This is a genomic window from Tautonia rosea, from assembly GCF_012958305.1.
In the GTDB taxonomy this organism is placed as follows: Bacteria; Planctomycetota; Planctomycetia; order Isosphaerales; family Isosphaeraceae; genus Tautonia; species Tautonia rosea.
Genome location: NZ_JABBYO010000005.1, coordinates 121,176 through 140,007, shown reverse-complemented (window position 1 = coordinate 140,007; position 18,832 = coordinate 121,176). Strand labels below are relative to the sequence as shown.

At 60.3% G+C, this 18,832-nt stretch carries 15 protein-coding genes; 9 read left to right on the top strand and 6 right to left on the bottom strand.

The annotated features are described in order from the left end of the window. The first annotated feature begins 135 nt into the window (after positions 1-135). Positions 136-585 (top strand): hypothetical protein, encoded by a 450-nt coding sequence (locus HG800_RS10320; protein ID WP_235963576.1) that lies wholly within the window; start codon positions 136-138, stop codon positions 583-585. A 52-nt stretch (positions 586-637) separates the two neighbouring features. Here HG800_RS10320 and HG800_RS10315 read toward each other — a convergent pair whose 3' ends face one another. Beyond that, positions 638-1,375, bottom strand: coding sequence for a polysaccharide biosynthesis/export family protein (locus HG800_RS10315; RefSeq protein ID WP_169976545.1), 738 nt, complete (start codon positions 1,373-1,375; stop codon positions 638-640). Between the two features lie 309 nt (positions 1,376-1,684). On the opposite strand from HG800_RS10315, the gene HG800_RS10310 reads away from it, so the two are divergent. Continuing rightward, positions 1,685-3,229, top strand: coding sequence for an alkaline phosphatase family protein (locus tag HG800_RS10310; RefSeq protein ID WP_169976544.1), 1,545 nt, complete (start codon positions 1,685-1,687; stop codon positions 3,227-3,229). A 64-nt stretch (positions 3,230-3,293) separates the two neighbouring features. Next, positions 3,294-3,545, top strand: a complete 252-nt coding sequence (locus HG800_RS10305) for an acyl carrier protein (RefSeq protein ID WP_169976543.1) — start codon at positions 3,294-3,296, stop codon at positions 3,543-3,545. A gap of 18 nt (positions 3,546-3,563) precedes the next feature. On the opposite strand, the gene HG800_RS10300 is transcribed toward HG800_RS10305, so the two are convergent. The 3 genes from HG800_RS10300 to HG800_RS10290 all read right to left on the bottom strand — a co-directional run bounded on the left by HG800_RS10300 (position 3,564) and on the right by HG800_RS10290 (position 6,815). After that, positions 3,564-5,189: a GH3 family domain-containing protein gene (locus HG800_RS10300; protein ID WP_169976542.1), complete on the bottom strand. Its 1,626-nt coding sequence runs from the start codon at positions 5,187-5,189 to the stop codon at positions 3,564-3,566. Positions 5,190-5,274: 85 nt separating this feature from the next. Then, positions 5,275-5,856 (bottom strand): ornithine lipid N-methyltransferase, encoded by a 582-nt coding sequence (gene olsG, locus HG800_RS10295; protein WP_169976541.1) that lies wholly within the window; start codon positions 5,854-5,856, stop codon positions 5,275-5,277. Positions 5,857-5,957: 101 nt separating this feature from the next. Then, the gene (locus tag HG800_RS10290; protein WP_169976540.1) at positions 5,958-6,815 is read right to left on the bottom strand and encodes an alpha/beta fold hydrolase; all 858 of its coding nucleotides are present in this window, start codon (positions 6,813-6,815) and stop codon (positions 5,958-5,960) included. Positions 6,816-7,147: 332 nt separating this feature from the next. On the opposite strand from HG800_RS10290, the gene HG800_RS10285 reads away from it, so the two are divergent. Beyond that, positions 7,148-8,140, top strand: coding sequence for a TIGR01777 family oxidoreductase (locus HG800_RS10285; RefSeq protein ID WP_169976539.1), 993 nt, complete (start codon positions 7,148-7,150; stop codon positions 8,138-8,140). Positions 8,141-8,163: 23 nt separating this feature from the next. On the opposite strand, the gene HG800_RS10280 is transcribed toward HG800_RS10285, so the two are convergent. After that, entirely contained in the window at positions 8,164-9,456 is a 1,293-nt protein-coding gene (locus HG800_RS10280; protein WP_169976538.1) for a serine/threonine-protein kinase, read from the bottom strand. A gap of 312 nt (positions 9,457-9,768) precedes the next feature. Here HG800_RS10280 and HG800_RS10275 point away from each other — a divergent pair, with 312 nt between their 5' ends. The 4 genes from HG800_RS10275 to HG800_RS10260 all read left to right on the top strand — a co-directional run bounded on the left by HG800_RS10275 (position 9,769) and on the right by HG800_RS10260 (position 15,198). Continuing rightward, complete coding sequence (locus tag HG800_RS10275) at positions 9,769-10,671, top strand: HAD family hydrolase (RefSeq protein WP_169976537.1); 903 nt, start codon at positions 9,769-9,771, stop codon at positions 10,669-10,671. 178 nt (positions 10,672-10,849) lie between these two features. Beyond that, complete coding sequence (locus tag HG800_RS10270; protein WP_169976536.1) at positions 10,850-12,142, top strand: diphosphate--fructose-6-phosphate 1-phosphotransferase; 1,293 nt, start codon at positions 10,850-10,852, stop codon at positions 12,140-12,142. A gap of 63 nt (positions 12,143-12,205) precedes the next feature. Then, entirely contained in the window at positions 12,206-13,669 is a 1,464-nt protein-coding gene (gene gnd / locus HG800_RS10265; protein WP_169976535.1) for a decarboxylating NADP(+)-dependent phosphogluconate dehydrogenase, read from the top strand. A 224-nt stretch (positions 13,670-13,893) separates the two neighbouring features. After that, the gene (locus tag HG800_RS10260) at positions 13,894-15,198 is read left to right on the top strand and encodes an alkaline phosphatase family protein (RefSeq protein WP_169976534.1); all 1,305 of its coding nucleotides are present in this window, start codon (positions 13,894-13,896) and stop codon (positions 15,196-15,198) included. Here the strand turns inward: HG800_RS10260 and HG800_RS10255 are convergent, their stop codons facing one another. Beyond that, positions 15,199-17,652 carry a DNA topoisomerase 3 gene (locus HG800_RS10255; RefSeq protein ID WP_235963575.1) on the bottom strand — a complete coding sequence of 818 codons (2,454 nt, stop codon included), beginning with the start codon at positions 17,650-17,652 and terminating at the stop codon, positions 15,199-15,201. Positions 17,653-17,943: 291 nt separating this feature from the next. On the opposite strand from HG800_RS10255, the gene HG800_RS10250 reads away from it, so the two are divergent. Beyond that, on the top strand, positions 17,944-18,816 hold the full coding sequence (locus tag HG800_RS10250) for a sugar phosphate isomerase/epimerase family protein (RefSeq protein WP_206352208.1): 873 nt from the start codon (positions 17,944-17,946) through the stop codon (positions 18,814-18,816). Positions 18,817-18,832 lie beyond the last annotated feature (16 nt).

The window sequence follows — 18,832 nt, the reverse complement described above, 5'->3', positions numbered from 1 at the left end:
ACAATCAATTGACCACCCGGCTTTCAGCCGTTTCAGAGAACCGTATCAACCGATCCGGCAAGCAATTCAGCACCAATTCGGGCGAGTTGAACCGACGATCGTGTCCTGAATTCCTTCGAATGGAGGAATCTCACAATGAGCCGTACCCGTATCGCCGCCTCCGATGCCACCCCCCCCCGTCGCCGAGCCCGATGGGTCAAACGGTGCGTCTGCTATGCCTGGGCCTCTCCCACGACCGCCGTCGGGCTGACCGCCGGGGTACTGACGCTTTGCTCAGGAGGTCGGGCTCAGATTCGTCGAGGAGCGATCGAATTCCACGGCGGCTTCTCGCATTGGTTCCTTCGTCGGTGTGCCGGGGCCGCCGCCATGACGCTTGGCCATGTGATCATTGGACGAGACACCCACTGTCTCGACGGCTGCCGAGATCACGAGCAGGCCCACGTCCGGCAGGTCGAACGCTGGGGTCCAGCGTTTCTTCCTGCCTACCTCCTGGCGAGCGGATGGGCCTGGGCTCGAGGCCAGCATTATTACCTCGATAACTGGTTCGAACGGGATGCTCGTCGAGCCTGTGGCGATCCCTGGTGACCCATCGATTGCCTGGAACGTCAGGCCATTTCTCGCAGAATCGCGCCGGACCTTACCCCCCCAACAGGGTTTGGAGCAGCCCTCGTTCCTTGGTTCCGGGTACGACGATCCGGTCGCCAGGAAAGACCTGGTAATTCGTCGTGGTGTCGCCGCGATCTCGGATCGCTTCCCAGTCGATCCGCAAGACGACATCGGGCTGGCCAAGGGTTTGGGGGCGGGACAGGTAAGCTTTCTCGGGGAGACTGTTGGGTCGTAACCCAGCCTGCAAGATCGCCCGAAGCACGGTTTCTCCACCAGTGTAAGGAATCGGTCCCTGATTTGAGACCGCACCGATCACGTAGTAAAACTTGCTGCGGGATGAATTCGCGAGGCGCACCGAGACCTCGATCGGGTCTTCGGGTGTGTTCCCTTCGCGAGCGAGACGCTCTCTCAAGCGTTCGGTAATCACTGCCTCTGCCTGTTCCAGTGTCAACCCAACAACAGGGAAGACTCCTCCGAGGCCGAGGTCGATGACGCCATCGGGCTGGACTGTCGCAATCCGCTGGGTCAGGTCGATCGACGTCGGTCGAACGATGATCTCCAGCTCATCGGGTGGCTCGATCACATAGGGTGGGAGAATGACCTGGTTCAGCTCTCGGGGCTGTCCCAGATCGACGACCCCATACTGAGGAATTCTCCGTTCCTCCTTGCGTTGCTGCAAGGAACACCCGGAGACGATCCCCAAGATAGCGAGGCCGGTCACCACGCCGAACAGAACGTAACGATACGATGAGCCCCCGCGTCCGATCATCGGACGACGCCTCCCTGGTCGCGGTGCCAATCCCTCGGCGAGTCATCTCGGATGCCAGGCGCCATCCCGGCCGGCAATACTCATCTCTCCTGTGCTCAGAGAATCGGCGAAGGGAAGGCTCCGGCTTGATCGAATCTCGGATTGACCACCAGGGCCGAGCGGGATAGGGTGCGACGTCCCCTCCGGTTTTCGCCTGCGGTTCCGGTCAGGACTGGTCCGGATGCCAGGGCGGCGACTCAGGAAGAGTGCCGCTTGAAAGGGCATCGGAGGGGGTGGTCTTCCCGGCCAAGTCATCGCGAAGGAGTGCGTATGCCGGGCCCCGCCTCTCGGGTCGTCTATCTTGGGCTCGACGGCGCCACCGAAGCGGTTCTGCGGCCTGCCTTTGATCGGGGCTGGATGCCGAACCTTCAGGCGCTCTGGCGACGATCGGCGACCGGCACGCTCTGGTCCTCCGAACCGATGGTTACGCCCGTCGCCTGGACCTCGTTCCTGACCGGCTGCCATCCCCCGACCCACGGCATCCACGAGTTCCACTATCTCGACCCGGTCGATCGGACCATCTTACCCAACCATGCCGGTCGGATCCGAGTGCCAACGCTCTGGGATACCTTGTCGGAACGTGGGCACGAGGTTGTCAGCCTCGGCCTTCCGATGACCTATCCCCCGCCCGATGTTCGGGGACTGGTCGTCGCCGGTTCCGACGCTCCCGGCTTGCAATGGGCCTTTGCCCAGTGCCCCGACTTCGGGGAGGAGATTCTTCGCGATCTCCCCGGTTATTCCCATAAGGTCCTCTGGAAGCGCCGACCTCGATCGCTTGAAGAGCTTCGAGCCGTCTCTCGACGCAACCAAGAGGTCTTTCGAGCTCAGGCCGAAGCCGCCGAGCGAGCCGACGTCCGGTGCGACTGGACCGCCTTGATGGTTCATTTCCATAACCTCGACGGCATTCAGCATCGACTCTGGCCCTATCTCGACCTCGACGAAACGGCTGAGCAACAGCCCGAATGGTCGGTCGAGGTCGTCAACTGCCTTCGAGAACTCGATCGGGCCGTCGGACGATTGCTGGAACTGGCCTCGCGACGCAATGCGGCCGTTATTGCCCTTTCCGACCATGGATTCGGTCCCTGTCGGGCGCTGGTTGACGTCAACGGCTTGCTTTGCCAGGCAGGGCTGCAGCGGAGATTGCCCTACGGAACCCGCCTCTCGTACCGAGTTCGTCGGCTCCGTGATCGCTTCGATCGATGGCGACGCCGACGGACTCCGGATGGGACCGCCCGCCGAGGCCCTCGGTCGATCGAAGGAGAGGTTGGGTGCGACTGGTCGAAAACGGTGGCGTTCGCTCCGTTTGGTCAACTCTGCGGCTCAATCTTCCTGAACCCGAAGCTGGTGTCTGGTTCCTCGGCCGCTTCCAGGGTGATTGCGGAGATCATCGATACCTGCCGAGCCGCCGAAGACCCGGAGACGGGCCAACCCCTCTTTGCCGACGCGTTCGACGTGGCCGAGCGTTACAACCTCGATCCGGCGTCAGAGGGCTTGCCCGACGTCCTTGCCCCCTCGACCGATGGCTACCAGGCCATGGCCAAGTGGGACCCATTTTGCCGGTCGTTGCTCCGTCCCGATCCGAACCTGCCGGCCACGCACCGGAACGATGGCGTGCTCGCGATCGAGGCCCCTGGAATCCGTCCAGGCATGCGGCTGGACGCGGAGTTGCCCGACGTCGCGCCGACATCGCTCTCCATTCTTGGCCTTGCCATCCCCGACGTGATGGAAGGCCGGGTTCTTGATGAGGTTCGGGATCAGTCCCGAGTCCAGACTACGGCTGGTACCCCCATTCCGAATCAGTCGGCCCTTGATTGAGCGGATCCGCCCTTCGATTCTTCTCGTCGACTTCCGTAAACCGATCTTCCCAGGACCGAGCCCAATGGACGCCATCCGAAAGACGATTCGAGATTTCCTCCTTCTGGAATTTCTTCCAGGAGAAGATCCGGACGAACTGACCGACCAGACGCCGTTGATTACTGGCGGTGTGCTCGACTCAATCAGCACGCTGCGGCTGGTCGTCTTCCTGGAAGAACAGTTTCAGGTGAGCCTTGAAGCTCATGAGGCCGGGGTTGATCACCTCGACACCGTCGAGCAGATTGCCTCGCTCATTACTCGCAAAAAGGCCGCCTGATCTCAGGCTAACACGGAATCAGAGGGGGGTCGTTATCCCCCCGGCAGGTCGATCGTCCTGGACGACTCCCGAGTCTCGGAAGAAACCGGCCAACTCGGCAGTGAGTTGGCCGGTGCCGTCCATGCGGGGCACCTTGTGCTGACCTCCGAGTTTTCCTCGCGATCGCATCCAGTCGGTGAATGCTCCGGATCGAACGGAAGAGAGGGCAGGCATTGGCAAGCCGACACCCTCGACCCGATGCGCGGCGTAGTCGGCATTCCGTCGGCTCAGATCTGCATCCAGAGCGGTGCGGAAGGCATCAAGGGAGGTCGGCGGAGTCGAAAATTCGACCAGGAAGTGATGGTGGCCGAGCGACCCCTGGAACACTGGGCCGGCGTGCCACTCTTGCACGGCTGCCCCTGTTTGCTCGGCAGCGAGGGCCATTGAGGCCTCAATCTCCTCACTGATCAGATGCTCTCCAAAGGCTGAAAGCGTGTACTTGGTTCGTCCGGTGAAGCTCAGGAGAGGCGGGTCGAGCGACTCGAACCGCACCGTATCTCCAACCACATGCGCCCACATGCCCGCGCAGGTTGAGAGCACGATCGCGTAGTTCACCCCGAGTTCTGCATTGGCGATCCAGTGGCGGGTCGGGTTGGGGCGATCGAGTTCATCGACCGGGACAAATTCGAAGAACAGGCCATTGCGCACCAGAAGCCGAAGCAAACCGGTTGCTTGATCACCGTAGGCGATGAACCCCTCGGAGCAGGGGTAGGTTTCCTGAAGGGCGATGCGATCGCTCCCGAGGATCCGATCGAAGGCCGGCCGATACGGGTCGAATTTCACCCCGCCATGCACAACGACTTCAAGCGTCGGCCAGACCTCGGCCACGCTTCGAGCGCCACTGCGCTCCAGGAGGCGCTCGAAGAACATCAGGAGCCAGCTTGGAACACCGCTGATCAGGGTGATCGGCTCGGAGCGACTTTGATCAACGAGCGTCGAGAGTTTCCGATCCCAGTCCGTTTCATGGGCAAGATCAACGGGTGGAAAAGTATAGGGACGAAGGATTTCGCTGACCTCAAGAGACGCAATCGCGCTGAGGTCGCCTTGCCGAACCCCTGGGGAGGGCATTTCCAGATTGGTTGATCCACCGAGGAAGAAGATTTTCCCCTGAAAGATTCGGGAATCGGGGCGAGATGCCATGAACGAACCGACCATCGCCCAGGCCGCCGCCCGATTCGATGCCAGCATTTCACGAGAGACAGGAATGTATTTTGTGGCTCCCTGGGTCGTTCCGCTGGTCAGGGCGAAGTAGGGGATAAGTCCCGGCCAGGTGACATTGCGGAGCGTCGGATATGAGTCGGCGAGATAATCCTTCCAAAGCTGTTCGTAGGATCGCAAGGGAACCGCTCGCTGAAAGGCATGGACGAGTCGGTCTGGGGATCCTTTTCCTTCGCGACGGATGGATTCGAATTGGTGATCGAGACCGAACCGCGTGTCGCGGGACTTTGTGAGGAGTCGATTGAGTTGCCCAGCCTGATCGGCTGCTGGATTGACGGTCCGGGAAGATTCCGAAACCTGTGCCGCGGTTCGGATCACCCGGTTCACGACCGACTTGATCGGTGGAAGGCCAGCGATCCAGGGCAGGGGGGACAATACTCGACTCATCGGATCAAGAGGTCGCGGGTTAAGAGGCCGAATCGCCCGCAATCGCAATGATGCGTCGAGGCCGCTGAAAGGTGCGTGGAGTGAGTTAATCGGCGATGGGCTTCACGCCCCGGCAGTAATAGGCACCGGCGGGGGGGATGTTCCGGGGCTCGAAGGTGAATCGAACCTCGTCAAAGAAACGTTGGTAGAAACGATAATACACCCAGGGCATCTCCGTGATCTGATTGAAGGTTCCCGAGGGTTTCAATACCTGCCCGACCATTCGGAACAGATCACGCTGCAAGTCTTTGGGAAAGGAGGGAACGGGCAATCCCGACACGATCGTATCGGCGCGCTCGATCCCACGATCCTGGAGCATCGAGGGGAGGTCTCGAACATCCCCTTCGATGATGTCAAGGTTGGGCCGGGGTGGGAACCGATCGCGGAGAACCTTCACGAAATCGGCGTCTCGTTCGAGGACAAGCAGGCGGCATTCGGGATGTGCTCGTGTCACAAGTTCCTGGGTGATCGGACCCGTTCCGGCGCCGAGTTCGATCAGGACTCGGGCCTGGTCCCAGTCAATATTCCGCACCGTCGTCCGGGACAACCAGGGACTACTCGGTGCGAGGCTGGCGATGGCCGTTCCGTGTCGGAGAAACTTGCCAAGAAAGAGAAACGAATCCTTCATGGAACCCCGAACCAAGGACGAAAGGCGACATGCTCCGTTCGAAGTGTCTGCCTCGATCCGGAACACACGGGAAGAACACGAGATCCTCTGGACCCGATTAATCAGAGCGGTGTGACGCCCCGAGATTTCTTCATGACCCGGCCGGCGCTCAGGGTTGGTGGAATCGAATCGAGCCGGTCCTTGAGGAATCGAATGACCAATTTGTTGACCAGTCCGGCTCGCTCGATCTGAGGGGCATGGCCACATCGTGGAATGACAATCTGACGGGCCCTCGGCATCCCATCGGCCGCTCGGATCGAACCGGGAATGTCGGCGATGATCCGATCATCCTGGCCCCAGATCAAGAGCGTCGGGTGCGGAACCTGGGTCAAGAGGGTACCGACCGAGTGCCCTACGGTTCCCCGAAGCGTTCGCAAGACACCTTTCTTCCAACGGCGGTCCTGGAACTTTTGCTCGATTGCCTCGACGAGTTCCTCTCCGGCAAACTGCGTCTTGAAGAAGACCGAGCGGACGAGGGAATCGTAATCGCTTCGGCGAACCCCGTCCATGATCGGTAAGTTTTCCTCACCATGAAGGCCGGAGGGACAAATGAGCACCAATTTACTCACCTTGTCCGGATGACGGGCGGCATAGGTGAGAAGCACCTGCCCGCCGAGGCTCGATCCGACCAGGTGGTAAGGCGGTTTCTGGACGAACTCGTCGAGGTACCGAGCGAGACGATCGGTCAAGTAGCTAATCGTCACCTCGCCGCCGGCATCGATGTGACGGTGGAGATCCTCGCCGTCGTAGACGAGCAGTTCGGGAACTTTCACATCGAAATGACGTGACCAGGAATGCCGGTTGGCAAACCAGCTTTCGGATTGCTCGGCAAGTCCGTTGACCAATACGAGGGGATTGGAACGCCGATAGCTCCGGAGAGCCAGGGGCAAATTGAAAAAATGGCGCCCGTTCGTCTTCATCGGATCAGTCGACTCTCGGATGCACGAGGGGAAATCCGGCCGGGAAAGGGCCGAGGGGCCTGGGCAATCAATCCGGAATTCCCGAAACTCCCGGTGTTCAACTCCCAGGACTGGAGGCACAAGTCTACCATACGACATCCGAGCCTCGGCAAGGTTTCCCCTGCCTTGTATGCATGACTTTTTGATGAAGGATTCATTCCTCCCGGATCAGGAGCGAGCACCCCACCAAGGAATGCTCACTCTGCAAACGGAATCCCAGAGGGGTCTTGGCGGGGGCGAGGGCTCCGAGTTGTCCCAATTCCCGAAACGACTCAGCGAGAGGATCTGGTCTGATGCGAGTGTTCATGGCAGGGGGAACCGGCTTGATCGGGTCCCGCCTGATTGCAGAACTGGTTGGCCGAGGAGATCAGCCTGTGGTCCTGACCCGTCGGGCGTCTTCCGTTCGGGAACGACCCGAATTCCGGCAGGTCGAGGTTGTGCAGGGCGATCCGACCACGAGCGGTTCCTGGCAAAAAAGCGTGGACGGTTGCGATGCCGTCGTCAATCTCACCGGACACAATCTCTTTGCCAAACGATGGTCGCCCGAGGTAAAGCGCCTCATTCGAGAGAGCCGAGTGCACTCGACTGAGCACCTGGTCTCGGCCGTTGAACAGGCCAAGACACGACCGACCGTCTTTGTTCAGGGTTCGGCCGTCGGCTACTACGGCATGACCGGAGATGAGGAACTGACCGAATCTAGCCCCGCCGGATCGGACTTCATGGCCGTGATCTGCCGCGAGTGGGAAGACGCGTCCCGATCCGTGGCCAATGCGGGAACACGCCTGGCGATCATCCGCACGGGGATCGTGCTGGCAAAGGGCGAAGGAGCACTTGGAGTGATGACTCCTCTGTTCAAGTGGCTCCCCGGAGGTGCGGCTCCTGTTGGGAGTGGATCGAATCCGCTCGTCCCGGGAACCGGAAAACAATGGATGAGTTGGATCCATTTGACGGACATCGTCGGCCTGATTGTGCTGGCGATCGACTCGAACGAGGCTCAGGGACCGATCAATGGCACCGCTCCGAACCCGGTGCGCAACATCGAGTTTTCGAGGGAACTCGCCCGAGTGGTCCACCGTCCCTTTCTGCCGATCGGCCCCCCCGACGTGATGCTTCGCACCGTCCTGGGTGAGGTCGCTCAGGTCGTCACCAAGGGACAACGCGTTCTGCCGGCCAGAGCGGTTGAACTCGGCTATCGCTTCGCCTTCCCCGAACTGGCCGGAGCGCTTCACGATCTGCTCAGCCCTGCGTCCAGTGAGACATCGCACGGAGCCTCGGCAGCCTCCTGAAGTCTTTGCCACGACCTACGGACTCAGCCACTGGCGAGGATGCCGACGATCAAACCCGCTCCAAATGCGAGACCGAGGACACCCAGGAATAGGAGCAAGGCTCCGACTGCCGATCGCTCGGCCAGCCGAGCGATCGGCTGAAACCAGGACGGGAAGGTCGGCGAAACCTTGACATATTTCACCTGAGGTGGTGGTGGCGGAGCAGGTGGGGTCGGTGGAACCTGAGCCGGTTTGACGGTGGGTGCAACTCCGACTGCCGCATTCGCGGATCGCCTTCGGACAAGGGCCTGAAGCGCCTCGGAGGCGGCGGCGGCGGTCGGATAACGCTCCGAAGGTTGCTTCGCCATGAGGCGGGCGAGCACCTCCACCAGCCGATCGGGAAGATCGGGCCTTAACTCCTTGACTGGCACCGGTTCCTGATTGATCCGGGCAAACATGCGATCAAGCGGAGAGTTTCCGGGATAAGGCAAGCGGCCGGTCAGAAGGTGGTACATCGTGCAACCAAGGCTAAACAGATCGCTCACGGGCGAGAGCTCTTTTCCCATCGCCTGTTCGGGAGACATGTAATCCACGGTGCCGACCGCGACCCCGTCGGCCGTGGCGAAGGCGGATTGATCGTCGGCCTCCATCAAGGTTGCCAGTCCAAGGTCGAGGACCTTGATGGAACCGTCGGCGCCTAGCAACAGGTTCGACGGTTTGATGTCTCGATGCACGATCCCCTGATCGTGGGCGTGCTGCAATCCCAGGGCGGCCTGAGCGATATAGCCGACCAGTTCCGCCGCAGGGATTCGGCCTTTGGATCGAAGCCGCTGCCCCAGGCTATCTCCGGCAACGTATTCCATTGCGATGTAAAGGATTCCGCGATCCTTGTCGGCGTCGAAGGCACGAACGACGTTCGGATGGTCGAGCTTGCCGACCAGTCGCATCTCGCGCTGAAACCGGGCGACCACCCGTTCGTTGTTGCTGATCTCTGGCGCGATGATCTTCAAGGCTGAGACCCGGTCCATCATCCGGTGCTTCGCCTTGTAAACCCGACCCATCGAGCCGGCTCCGAGCTTCTCCAGGATGACGTATCGCCCAATGGTCAACGAACCGGGGCGGTTTCCGAGCAGACGCTTGGCCTGGTATTCTGTCAGCAGTTCATCCGCAATCAGTTGCTGGGCCAGGTCGTTCGCGTCGATCGGATAGTCACCGGCAAGGACCTTCGAACGAATCTCAGCCAGCAGTTTGTCCGAGACGATTGCCGCCCGCTTCAGGGTGTCGAGAAAGTCGACGGGCACATCACTCTCAGATCGTGGCCGATCGCTCGTTGCCATGACGCGGAGTCCCCGGTGGTTTTCGTCGATGGAAGCGTTGACCACTCGTCCCTCAAGCACTGACAAGACACTAACATACGACTCGGGTCGAAACAATTGATTCGGGCGGGGAGAGCGCTGGTCGTGCCCCCTTGTTCCCGATGGTCCCGATCGAGTAAAACCGCTCATTCACGACCCGTTCTGGCAAACCGAACGGTCCAAACCGCCGGGCGAGTGCTCGTCGGCCCTCCAAACCCTTCGGCTCGTCGGCTCCCGATCCCGGAAGTGCCGAGCCTTTCCCGCGTTGTGACGTTGCCAGAGAGAGAGACGCCCATGTCGGCCGCTGCCGATCCACAGGCCGCACTGAGAAACTTCGTCAAAACCCACGATTTCTTCGTTGGTATTGACAGCGACGGTTGCGTGTTCGACACGATGGAGGTCAAGCACAAGGAGTGCTTCATCCCCAACATCATCAAGTTCTTCGGGCTTGCCGCCGTCTCAAAATATGCCCGAGAAGCCGCTGAATTTGTCAACTTGTACTCGAAGCATCGCGGGATCAATCGGTTTCCGGCCCTGACCGAGGCACTCGATCTGCTCGAACGACGCCCTGAAGTCAAACGCCGGGGGGTCAAGCTTCCGGAATTGCGCGGTCTACGGGATTGGATTGATCGGGAGTCGAAACTGGGCAACCCGGTCTTGAAGGCCGAGGTCGAACGGACCGGAGATCCCGATCTGACACTCTGCCTCAAGTGGAGTGAGGCGGTTAATCAAACCGTGGGCGAGATGGTTCACAATGTCCCTCCCTTTCCGATGGTTCGAGAGTCGATGGAGGCGTTGAAGGGAAAAGCCGACGTGATGGTCGTCTCGGCCACTCCGGTCGAGGCCCTGACCCGAGAGTGGGAAGAACACGATCTGGCCCAATTCGTCGGCCTGATCGCCGGTCAGGAACTTGGGTCAAAGAAGGAGCATCTGGGACTGGCCGCGGGAGGCCGTTACGCCCCCGATCACATCCTGATGGTGGGTGACGCGCCGGGTGATCGCAAGGCCGCCGAGGCGAACGGGGTCCTCTTTTACCCGATCAACCCCGGCTTCGAAGATCAATCGTGGCAACGTTTTCATGACGAGGCGCTCCCTCGGTTCTTCAACGGCACCTATGCGGGCTCGTACATGGCTGAGCGTATCGCCGAGTTCGAGGCCCTGCTCCCTGAGCATCCGCCCTGGGAGTCGGCGTCCTGAGCCGTCGAATCCGTCGTTTCATAACGATTGCCGTCACAGGGAACACGCGCAATCAAGCCCCCTTGCGAATCGTCCCCGACGAAAACCCACGACTCCGCAAGACTCCCGGCTGCCCGGTCGGAACCGCGATGAGATCCCCGAGCATCGGCCGAGGATCGCCACACCCTGAGGTGCCCCAATGCCCGCGTCCAACGTTGTCGTGGCCCAATCCGGAGGCCCGACCTGTGTGATCAATAACAGCCTCCGCGGGATCGTCGAGACCTGCTTCCGCATGCCGGAGCACTTCGGCAAAGTCTTCGCAGGTCGGTTCGGGATCGAAGGGGTGCTCAAGGAAGAACTGATCGACCTTTCGGCGTCACCTGCCGAGGAGATCGCGCTATTGCGCACGTCTCCGGCCGCCGGAGGGATCGGCACCTGCCGATACAAGCTCAAACCCGGGCAGGATGAGGATTTCGCCCGGGTTGTTGAGGTCCTCAAGGCCCACAACGTCGGCTATTTCTTCTACATTGGCGGCAACGACTCCCAGGATACCGCCCACAAGGTCGCCCAACTCGCCCACGAGAAGGGGCTCGACCTCATCGCCACCGGCGTGCCGAAGACCATCGACAACGACCTGGGAGATAGCGAGTTCACCCTGCTCGACCACTCTCCGGGCTATGGCTCGGTCGCCCGCTACATGGCTCAGTACATCCGCCAAGTGAACGAGGAAAACGCTGGAAGTTGCCCGGCCGACCCGGTGATGGTCATCCAGGCGATGGGACGAAAGATCGGCTACATCCCCGCCGCTGCTCGCCTGGCTGACCCGAATCGCGAGATGCCGCTTCAAATCTACATGGCTGAGTCCAAGGTCAGCCTTGAACAACTCGGTCAGAACGTGGTCGAGACGCTCCGCGAATTCGGTCGCTGTATCGTGGTCGTCTCCGAAGGGTTCGACGTGGGCGACCTGGGTGCCTCTCGTGACACCTTCGGCCACGTCCAGTTCAGCGCCAGCCAGACGACTGTCGCCCAGGTCGTGACCAATTACGTCAATTCGCTTGATCTCCCCGTGCCCGGCAAGGCCCGCTTCCAGATTCCGGGGACCGACCAGCGCAACGCCATTGCCTACGCCAGTGTGGTCGACCTCGACGAGGCCTACCGGGTCGGTTGCCACGCAGTCGCCGTGGCGCGAGACGACGGCAACGGCTACATGGCGACGATCCTTCGTGACCGGACACGAGGCGGCTACAGCGTCACGTATGATAAGGTCCCGCTGGAACAGGTCGCTGCCAAGGATCGGTCATTCCCGGACCACTGGATCGCACCCAACCGCATCGACGTGACCGACGACTTCGTCGAGTACGCACGCCCCTTGATCGGGAGCGACTGGGTCAGCGTTCCGCAGGTTGACGGGCTCGCGCGGTTCGCCAAAATCTCTCAGGTGCTCGCCCCGAAGAAACTCTCAACCTACGTCCCCCAGACTTACCGCCGCTGATCCCGATCGCCGTTCTATCGCTCTCACAGACCCCGATCGACCCGTCAGATAGAGAACACTCCGATGGCCACTCCCACCGCCGATATCGGCCTCATTGGCCTCGCCGTCATGGGCGAGAACCTCGTCCTCAACATGGAGGACCACGGGTTCACCGTGGCGGTCTACAACCGGACCACCAGCCGGGTTGACGCGTTTCTGGCCGATCGGGCGAAAGGGAAGAAGATCATCGGCTGTCACGGCATCGAGGAGTTGGTCGCCTCCTTGAAATCGCCGCGCAAGATTATGATCATGGTCAAGGCTGGTGCTGCGGTCGACGCGGTGATTGACCAGCTTGTCCCCCATCTGGACAAGGGGGATATTCTGATCGACGGCGGCAACACACATTATCCCGATACGACCCGGCGGACCCGAGCTCTGAAGGAAAAAGGGCTCCAGTTTATCGGCACGGGTGTTTCAGGTGGCGAGGAGGGAGCGCTGAAAGGCCCCTCGATTATGCCTGGAGGCGATCCCGAGGCTTGGCCGCACGTCAAGCCGATCTTCCAGGCGATTGCGGCAAAAGTGGACGGCGGCACCCCGTGTTGCGACTGGGTCGGCCCCGAGGGAGCGGGCCATTACGTCAAGATGGTCCATAATGGGATCGAATATGGCGATATGCAGCTCATTTGCGAAGCGTATCACTTGCTTCACTCCTTGCTCGGCTTCAGCGCTGATGCCCTGCACGAGGTCTTCGACCGGTGGAACTCGGGACCGCTTGACAGTTATCTGATTGAGATCACGCGCGACATCTTCGGCTACCGGGATCCTGAGTCTGGCAAACCGATGGTCGACTTGATCCTCGATACGGCCGGCCAGAAGGGAACGGGCAAGTGGACCGTCGTCTCCTCGGCCGACCTCGGCGTGCCTCTCACCTTGATTGCCGAGGCAGTCTATGCCCGTTGCCTCTCGGCCCTGAAAGACGAGCGCGTTCGAGCCTCGAAGATCCTGAAAGGACCGGCCGACGCGGGTTACTCGGGGAACATCCAGCAGTTTGTTGATGACATTGAGATGGCACTCTATGCCAGCAAGATCATGTCCTACGCCCAGGGCTTTGCATTGATGAACGCCATGGCAAAGGAGTCGGGGTGGACGATCGACAACGGCAAGGTCGCTTTGATGTGGCGCGGTGGCTGCATTATTCGAAGCGCCTTCCTGGGGAAAATCAAGGAATCATTCGATCGAAGTCACGACCTCGACAACCTGATGCTGGATCCGTACTTCCACAGTGAGATTGAGCGAGCTCAGAACGGATGGCGGCGGGTCGTCTCGGTCGCCGTGAGCCACGGCATCCCGATCCCTGCCATGAGTTCGGCGCTTGCCTACTACGATGGCTATCGTTCCGAGCGCCTTCCGACCAACCTGCTGCAGGCTCAGCGCGACTACTTCGGGGCTCATACCTACGAGCGCATCGACCGTTCCCGGGGCGAGTTCTTCCACACCAACTGGACCGGACGCGGCGGTACGACCGCTTCGACCAGCTATAACGCTTGATCGACCGGTTCACCTGGATCGCCCAACCCGTGGGGGCAGTCATCCGTGGCTGTCCCAGGCTCGGCTCGCCCCATCGCCTCCCTCGACAACCCGGTCGCGACATTTCCTCGATCGAACCGGGCCGGAATCCTCATCAATCCTTCATGCCGGTCGGATAAGATCATTCGGTTGGTCCAGGTCAGGGTTGGGTCGGCGATGATCGGCATCGAGAAGGGACAGTCTTCATGCGTCAGTCTTCCTGGATTCTGGGGGTTCTATTCGCAATCTGGCTCGCCGGGGCACACTCGGCGATCGGGTCGGAGGTTAAGGGAGGTTCAGACGAATCGAGGACCGTGGTCGTTTGGATTAGCCTCGATGGCTGGCGAGCAGATTATCTGGACCGTGGCGCCTCACCCTTCTTGAACGAACTGGCACAGCAAGGGGCAAGTTCCCAAGCCTTGATTCCGGTCTTCCCCTCGCTCACCTTCCCGAGCCATGTTTCACAGGCGACCGGAGTGGGTGTCGAGCAACACGGTATTCCAAGCAACAGCTTTTATGATGATGAAACCGGGTTGTTCTACCGCTATCCGGGAGATGCCGCCTTGCTCGAGGCCGAGCCGATCTGGCTCACCGCCGCCCGGCAAGGGCTGAGGGTGGCATCGCTCGATTGGACCCTTTCTCACAACCAGCTCGGGCCCATCCGAACAGACTATTTCGACCCGGCGTTCGATGGCCAGCTCTCCGACTCAGATCGACTCAATCGCCTGCTCTCGGTCTGGCGAGACGATCGCGGTGACGAACCACTTCGGCTCTTGCTCGGCTACGGGAGCGGTCTCGACAAGGCGGGCCATTCCTACGGTCCCGATGCGCCGGAAGTGAACGAGGCAATCCAGGAGATCGACAAGATTCTCAAGCATTTCCATGCGGATTTACTCGAACTCTGGCGTACGAAGATGTCACCGGACGATCAACTCATTCTGCTGATCACGACCGATCACGGTATGTCGACCGTGACGACCATGGTCGATCTGGATCGGTTGGCCGGTGTCGAGCGTGCTCCCGGAGTCGTCCGCCTGACAAGCGGCAACGTTGGACATCTCTTCTTCACGGAACGAAATGACCCGGATCGTGAGGGGAAAATTGATCGGCTGATCGAGCGCGTGAACGGGTTCGACTTTGCTCGTGCCTACCGACGTGAGACGCTGCCGCAAGCCTGGCAGTATCGTCACCCGACTCGGGTGGGAGACATCGTTGTGGTGGTAGACACAGGGTTTGCCTTCGCCGGGAGAGGGTTTGACTCCGCCGACGGTCGCGTCACAGCGCCGGTCAACGAGGTTGACGGCCCCCTTGGGATGCACGGTTACGACCCAGTGACTAACCCCGAAATGCTCGGTGCGGCCATTGTCTGGCGTTTTCCCGAACCGATTGGCGGTCTTGATCTCGGCCCGGTTCACTCCCTCCAGCTTCATGCCACCGTGGCCCGACTTCTGGGCATTGAGCCAGCCGAAGGGGCTCGGAAGGATGGGATCGACCTTCCTCCTTCGCGTTGATTACGCGTCGAACTCCAGCCGCACCTCCCCTTCCTCTAGTTTCAGTCGAGCCGCGAATGGTTTCCCGGCCCTGGACTTGAACCCCTTGAGTATGGCGGTTTTTCCCTGCGTGATTAGCGTCCGGGCCGTCCGGGCCGTAATCCGCTTCCCGGAAATCGACTTCCAGATCGCAAACGAACAGCCTGACTTCCAGGCTCTGCAACCGAACGACTTGGGTTGCTCGACCACGTCGGCTCCGCATCGAGGGCAAGGACCGAGGGAGATGGTGGCAAACGTCCCCTTCGATTCATCCTCTGGAGCCGCCTTCAGAGCGTTCAGCCGTTTCGAGGCCCTCGATCGTGGGGAAGCCGACGTTCGAACGAGCTGACTCGTTTTTTCGCCAAAACGCTTGGGGAGCTTGTAAGGGACAGGGATCGCAAGCAACGCTCCCGAATCGGCGAGCCTTAGCAGAGCAGGCCCGGAGGAGGGCAGGGCGATTGCCCGAGTGAGCACCCGGCGCTGGAGGAGTTCTCGGATCTGATGCTCATCAAGTGGCACACCTTCAACCTCTTTCCAGAGAACGAAGGTACACCCCGCTTTCCAGGCCGAGCAGCCATATCCCCGTTTTCCTCGGATGACCGGACATCCGCATCGAGGACAATCGCCCAGGCGAGTCGAGTCGATCGGTTCCTCTGGTTCATTGCCGACAATCGATCGAGTGAATCGAGCAATCTCGCTCATGAATTGGTCAGGAGCGAGACGGCCGCGTTCGATCTCCCGGAGCCTGGCCTCCCAGTCACCGGTCAGTTCAGGAGACGTTAAGAGGGGAGACCGGATCGAAGTGATGAGAAATCGTCCAAGATCGGTTGCGGCCAGTGTCTTCTTGTCGCGGACGACATAGCCTCGCGTCAGCAAAGTCTCGATGATCGAAGCCCGAGTGGCAGGAGTTCCCAGCCCACGCTCCTTGAGGGCTTCCCGGAGTTGTTCATCCTCGACGAACCGTCCCGCGGTTTCCATGGCGGAGAGCAAGGTTGCTTCGGTATAGGGTTTCGGGGGAGTGGTCTCCCCACGCCGGACAAAGGGATCGTGCGGTCCTGACTCTTCCGGGAGAAACTCGGGAAGGTTCTGTTCCTCCTCATTTGCGTCGTCGGTCTTCCGAGGGTAGAGAACCGTCCAGCCGGGATCGACGATCCGCACGCCTCGAGCTCGAAACGGAACGTCGGAAACCGTCGCATTGACGACCGTGACTTCCTTGATGCATGGCGAAAAAAAGACGGCAATCAGGCGAGTGACGATCGCATCGAAGACCTTTGACGAGGCAGGGGGGAGTGATCCCGGGGCCTTTCCGGTTGGGATGATGGCGTGGTGGTCGCTGACTTTGGCGTCGTCAATGATCCGACCATTAAACGGAAGGGACGAGAAGTTGAGCGAACCGACGGCGTCGGGCTTGAGATTGCGAAGCTTCTCCAGGATTCCAAGGAGCTTCCCCTTCATGTCGCGTCCAAGATGGCGCGAGTCGGTCCGGGGATAGCTGATCAGCTTTGCTTCATAGAGAGCCTGGGCAGCCTTCAGCGTGTCGTCGGCGGAGAGCCCATAGCGGCGGTTCATGTCGCGTTGCAGGTCGGTCAGGTCATAGAGTTGGGGAGGCAGCACACGCTCTCGTTTCCGCTCCACGCCGAGGATCCTCAGGGGTTGATTCCGCACCTGATTGAGCAACTCATTGGCGTCCTCCTCGGTCTTGAAACGACCGCCCGTGTGTGCGAAGGTCACCTCCCGGTAGCGGGTCATCAGCTCCCAGAATGGCTCGGGACGGAACGTTCGGATTTCTTCATCTCTCTGCACGATGAGCGCCAGGACAGGTGTCTGCACTCGGCCGACGCTCCAGAGAATACCGGTGGATCGCTGACGAACCGTCTGAAATCGCGTGGCGTTGAGACCGACGAGCCAGTCCGCCTCGCTCCGGCATCGCGCAGCCGCATAAAGAGCATCGTAGTCAGAGAGCGGACGGAGTCGATTGAATGCGTCTCGGATCGCCTCTCGGGTGAGGGAGCTAAGCCAGAGGCGTCGGGCTGGTTTATGGGTGCAGCCAGTCAATTCGAGGATATAGCGGACGATCAGTTCTCCTTCCCGACCGGCGTCTGTCGCCGCGATGATCTCATCGGCGGCTCGGAGCAACTTACGAACCGTGGCGAGTTGCGAGCCCGCCCCTCGCTCGGCGATCGCCTTGAGTTCAAACCGATCCGGGAGAATTGGCAATGTTTCAAGCGACCACTTTTTCAACTGAGGTTCATAGTCCTCCGGCTCCTTCAAGGTGGCCAGATGACCAAGAGCCCAGGTCACCTGATAGCCGTTGCCTTCGAGATAACCGTCTCGACGACTCGATGCGCCGAGGAAGGCGGCGAGATCGCGGGCGACCGACGGTTTTTCGGCAATGACGACGATCATGTCCCCCTCGGCTTCAGAATCCTTCGGCATCGAGCAACCAGTCCAGGAAGGACGACGTTCGGCTCATTGAGTCTGACCGATTGTACACGCACGCTGGAGGGAATCGATACGAGACGCTGGAGTTCAGGCACGAGGATCGGATGTTGCCAGATCACGATCGACGACGAATCACTCCCGAAGCGGAAGGGAGCATTGGCGAGCAATCGTCATTACAATCGAGCGGTCCGGGACGGTCGCCCACTCGAGGCCCGAATCCCCGGAACGACGGGCAAACACACGTTGATCCGAATCGGAATTGCGAACCGTGCAACTGGAGGAATCATGATCTGCAACGCGACCCTCTCTCGCTGGCACGTGGTGCCGGCGGTCGTCCTGATGATGAGCACCGCGGCGCAGGCTCAGCCGCAGATCCCGGATGATGCCAAGATCGGTGGCTTTGCCATTGGCTGCCAGGCCTACACGTTCAACCGCTTCACGGCGTTCGAGGCGATCGAGAAGACCGCCCAGGCCGGTGGCAAGGTCATTGAGTTTTATCCCGGCCAGGCTCTCAGCCCTGACGAACGCAACCTCAAGGTCGGACACGACCAGCCCGAGGAAGTCATCGCCAAGCTGAAGTCGAAGCTCGATGAACATGGACTGATTGCCGTCAACTACGGAGTGGTCGGTGTCCCGACCAATGAGGATGAGGCTCGGAAGGTGTTCGAGTTCGCCAAGGCAATGGGAATGAGGGCGATTACGACCGAATCGGTCGATGCCATCGACATCCTTGAGAAACTGGCGAAGGAATACAACATCGGCGTCGCATTCCACAACCACCCGAGCCGTCCCGATAACCCTGACTACAAGGTCTGGGATCCGAATTACATCGCCGAACTGGTCAAGGATCGGGACTCGCGACTCGGAGCCTGCGCCGATACGGGACACTGGGCTCGCTCAGGGCTCAATCCGGTAGAATGTTTGAAGATTCTCAAGGGTCGAATCATTAGCTCTCACCTCAAGGATCTCAATGAGATGGGGCGATCCGGCCACGACGTACCCTACGGAACGGGCGTCTGCAATATCGCAGACGTGCTCGATGAGTTGAAGGCCCAGGGATTCGAAGGAAACATTTCGATCGAATACGAACATGACTGGGAAAACAACGTCCCTGGCGTGGCACAGTGCATCGGTTTCGTCCGAGGCTACACACGCTGAGTCGTAGAGTTTCGAC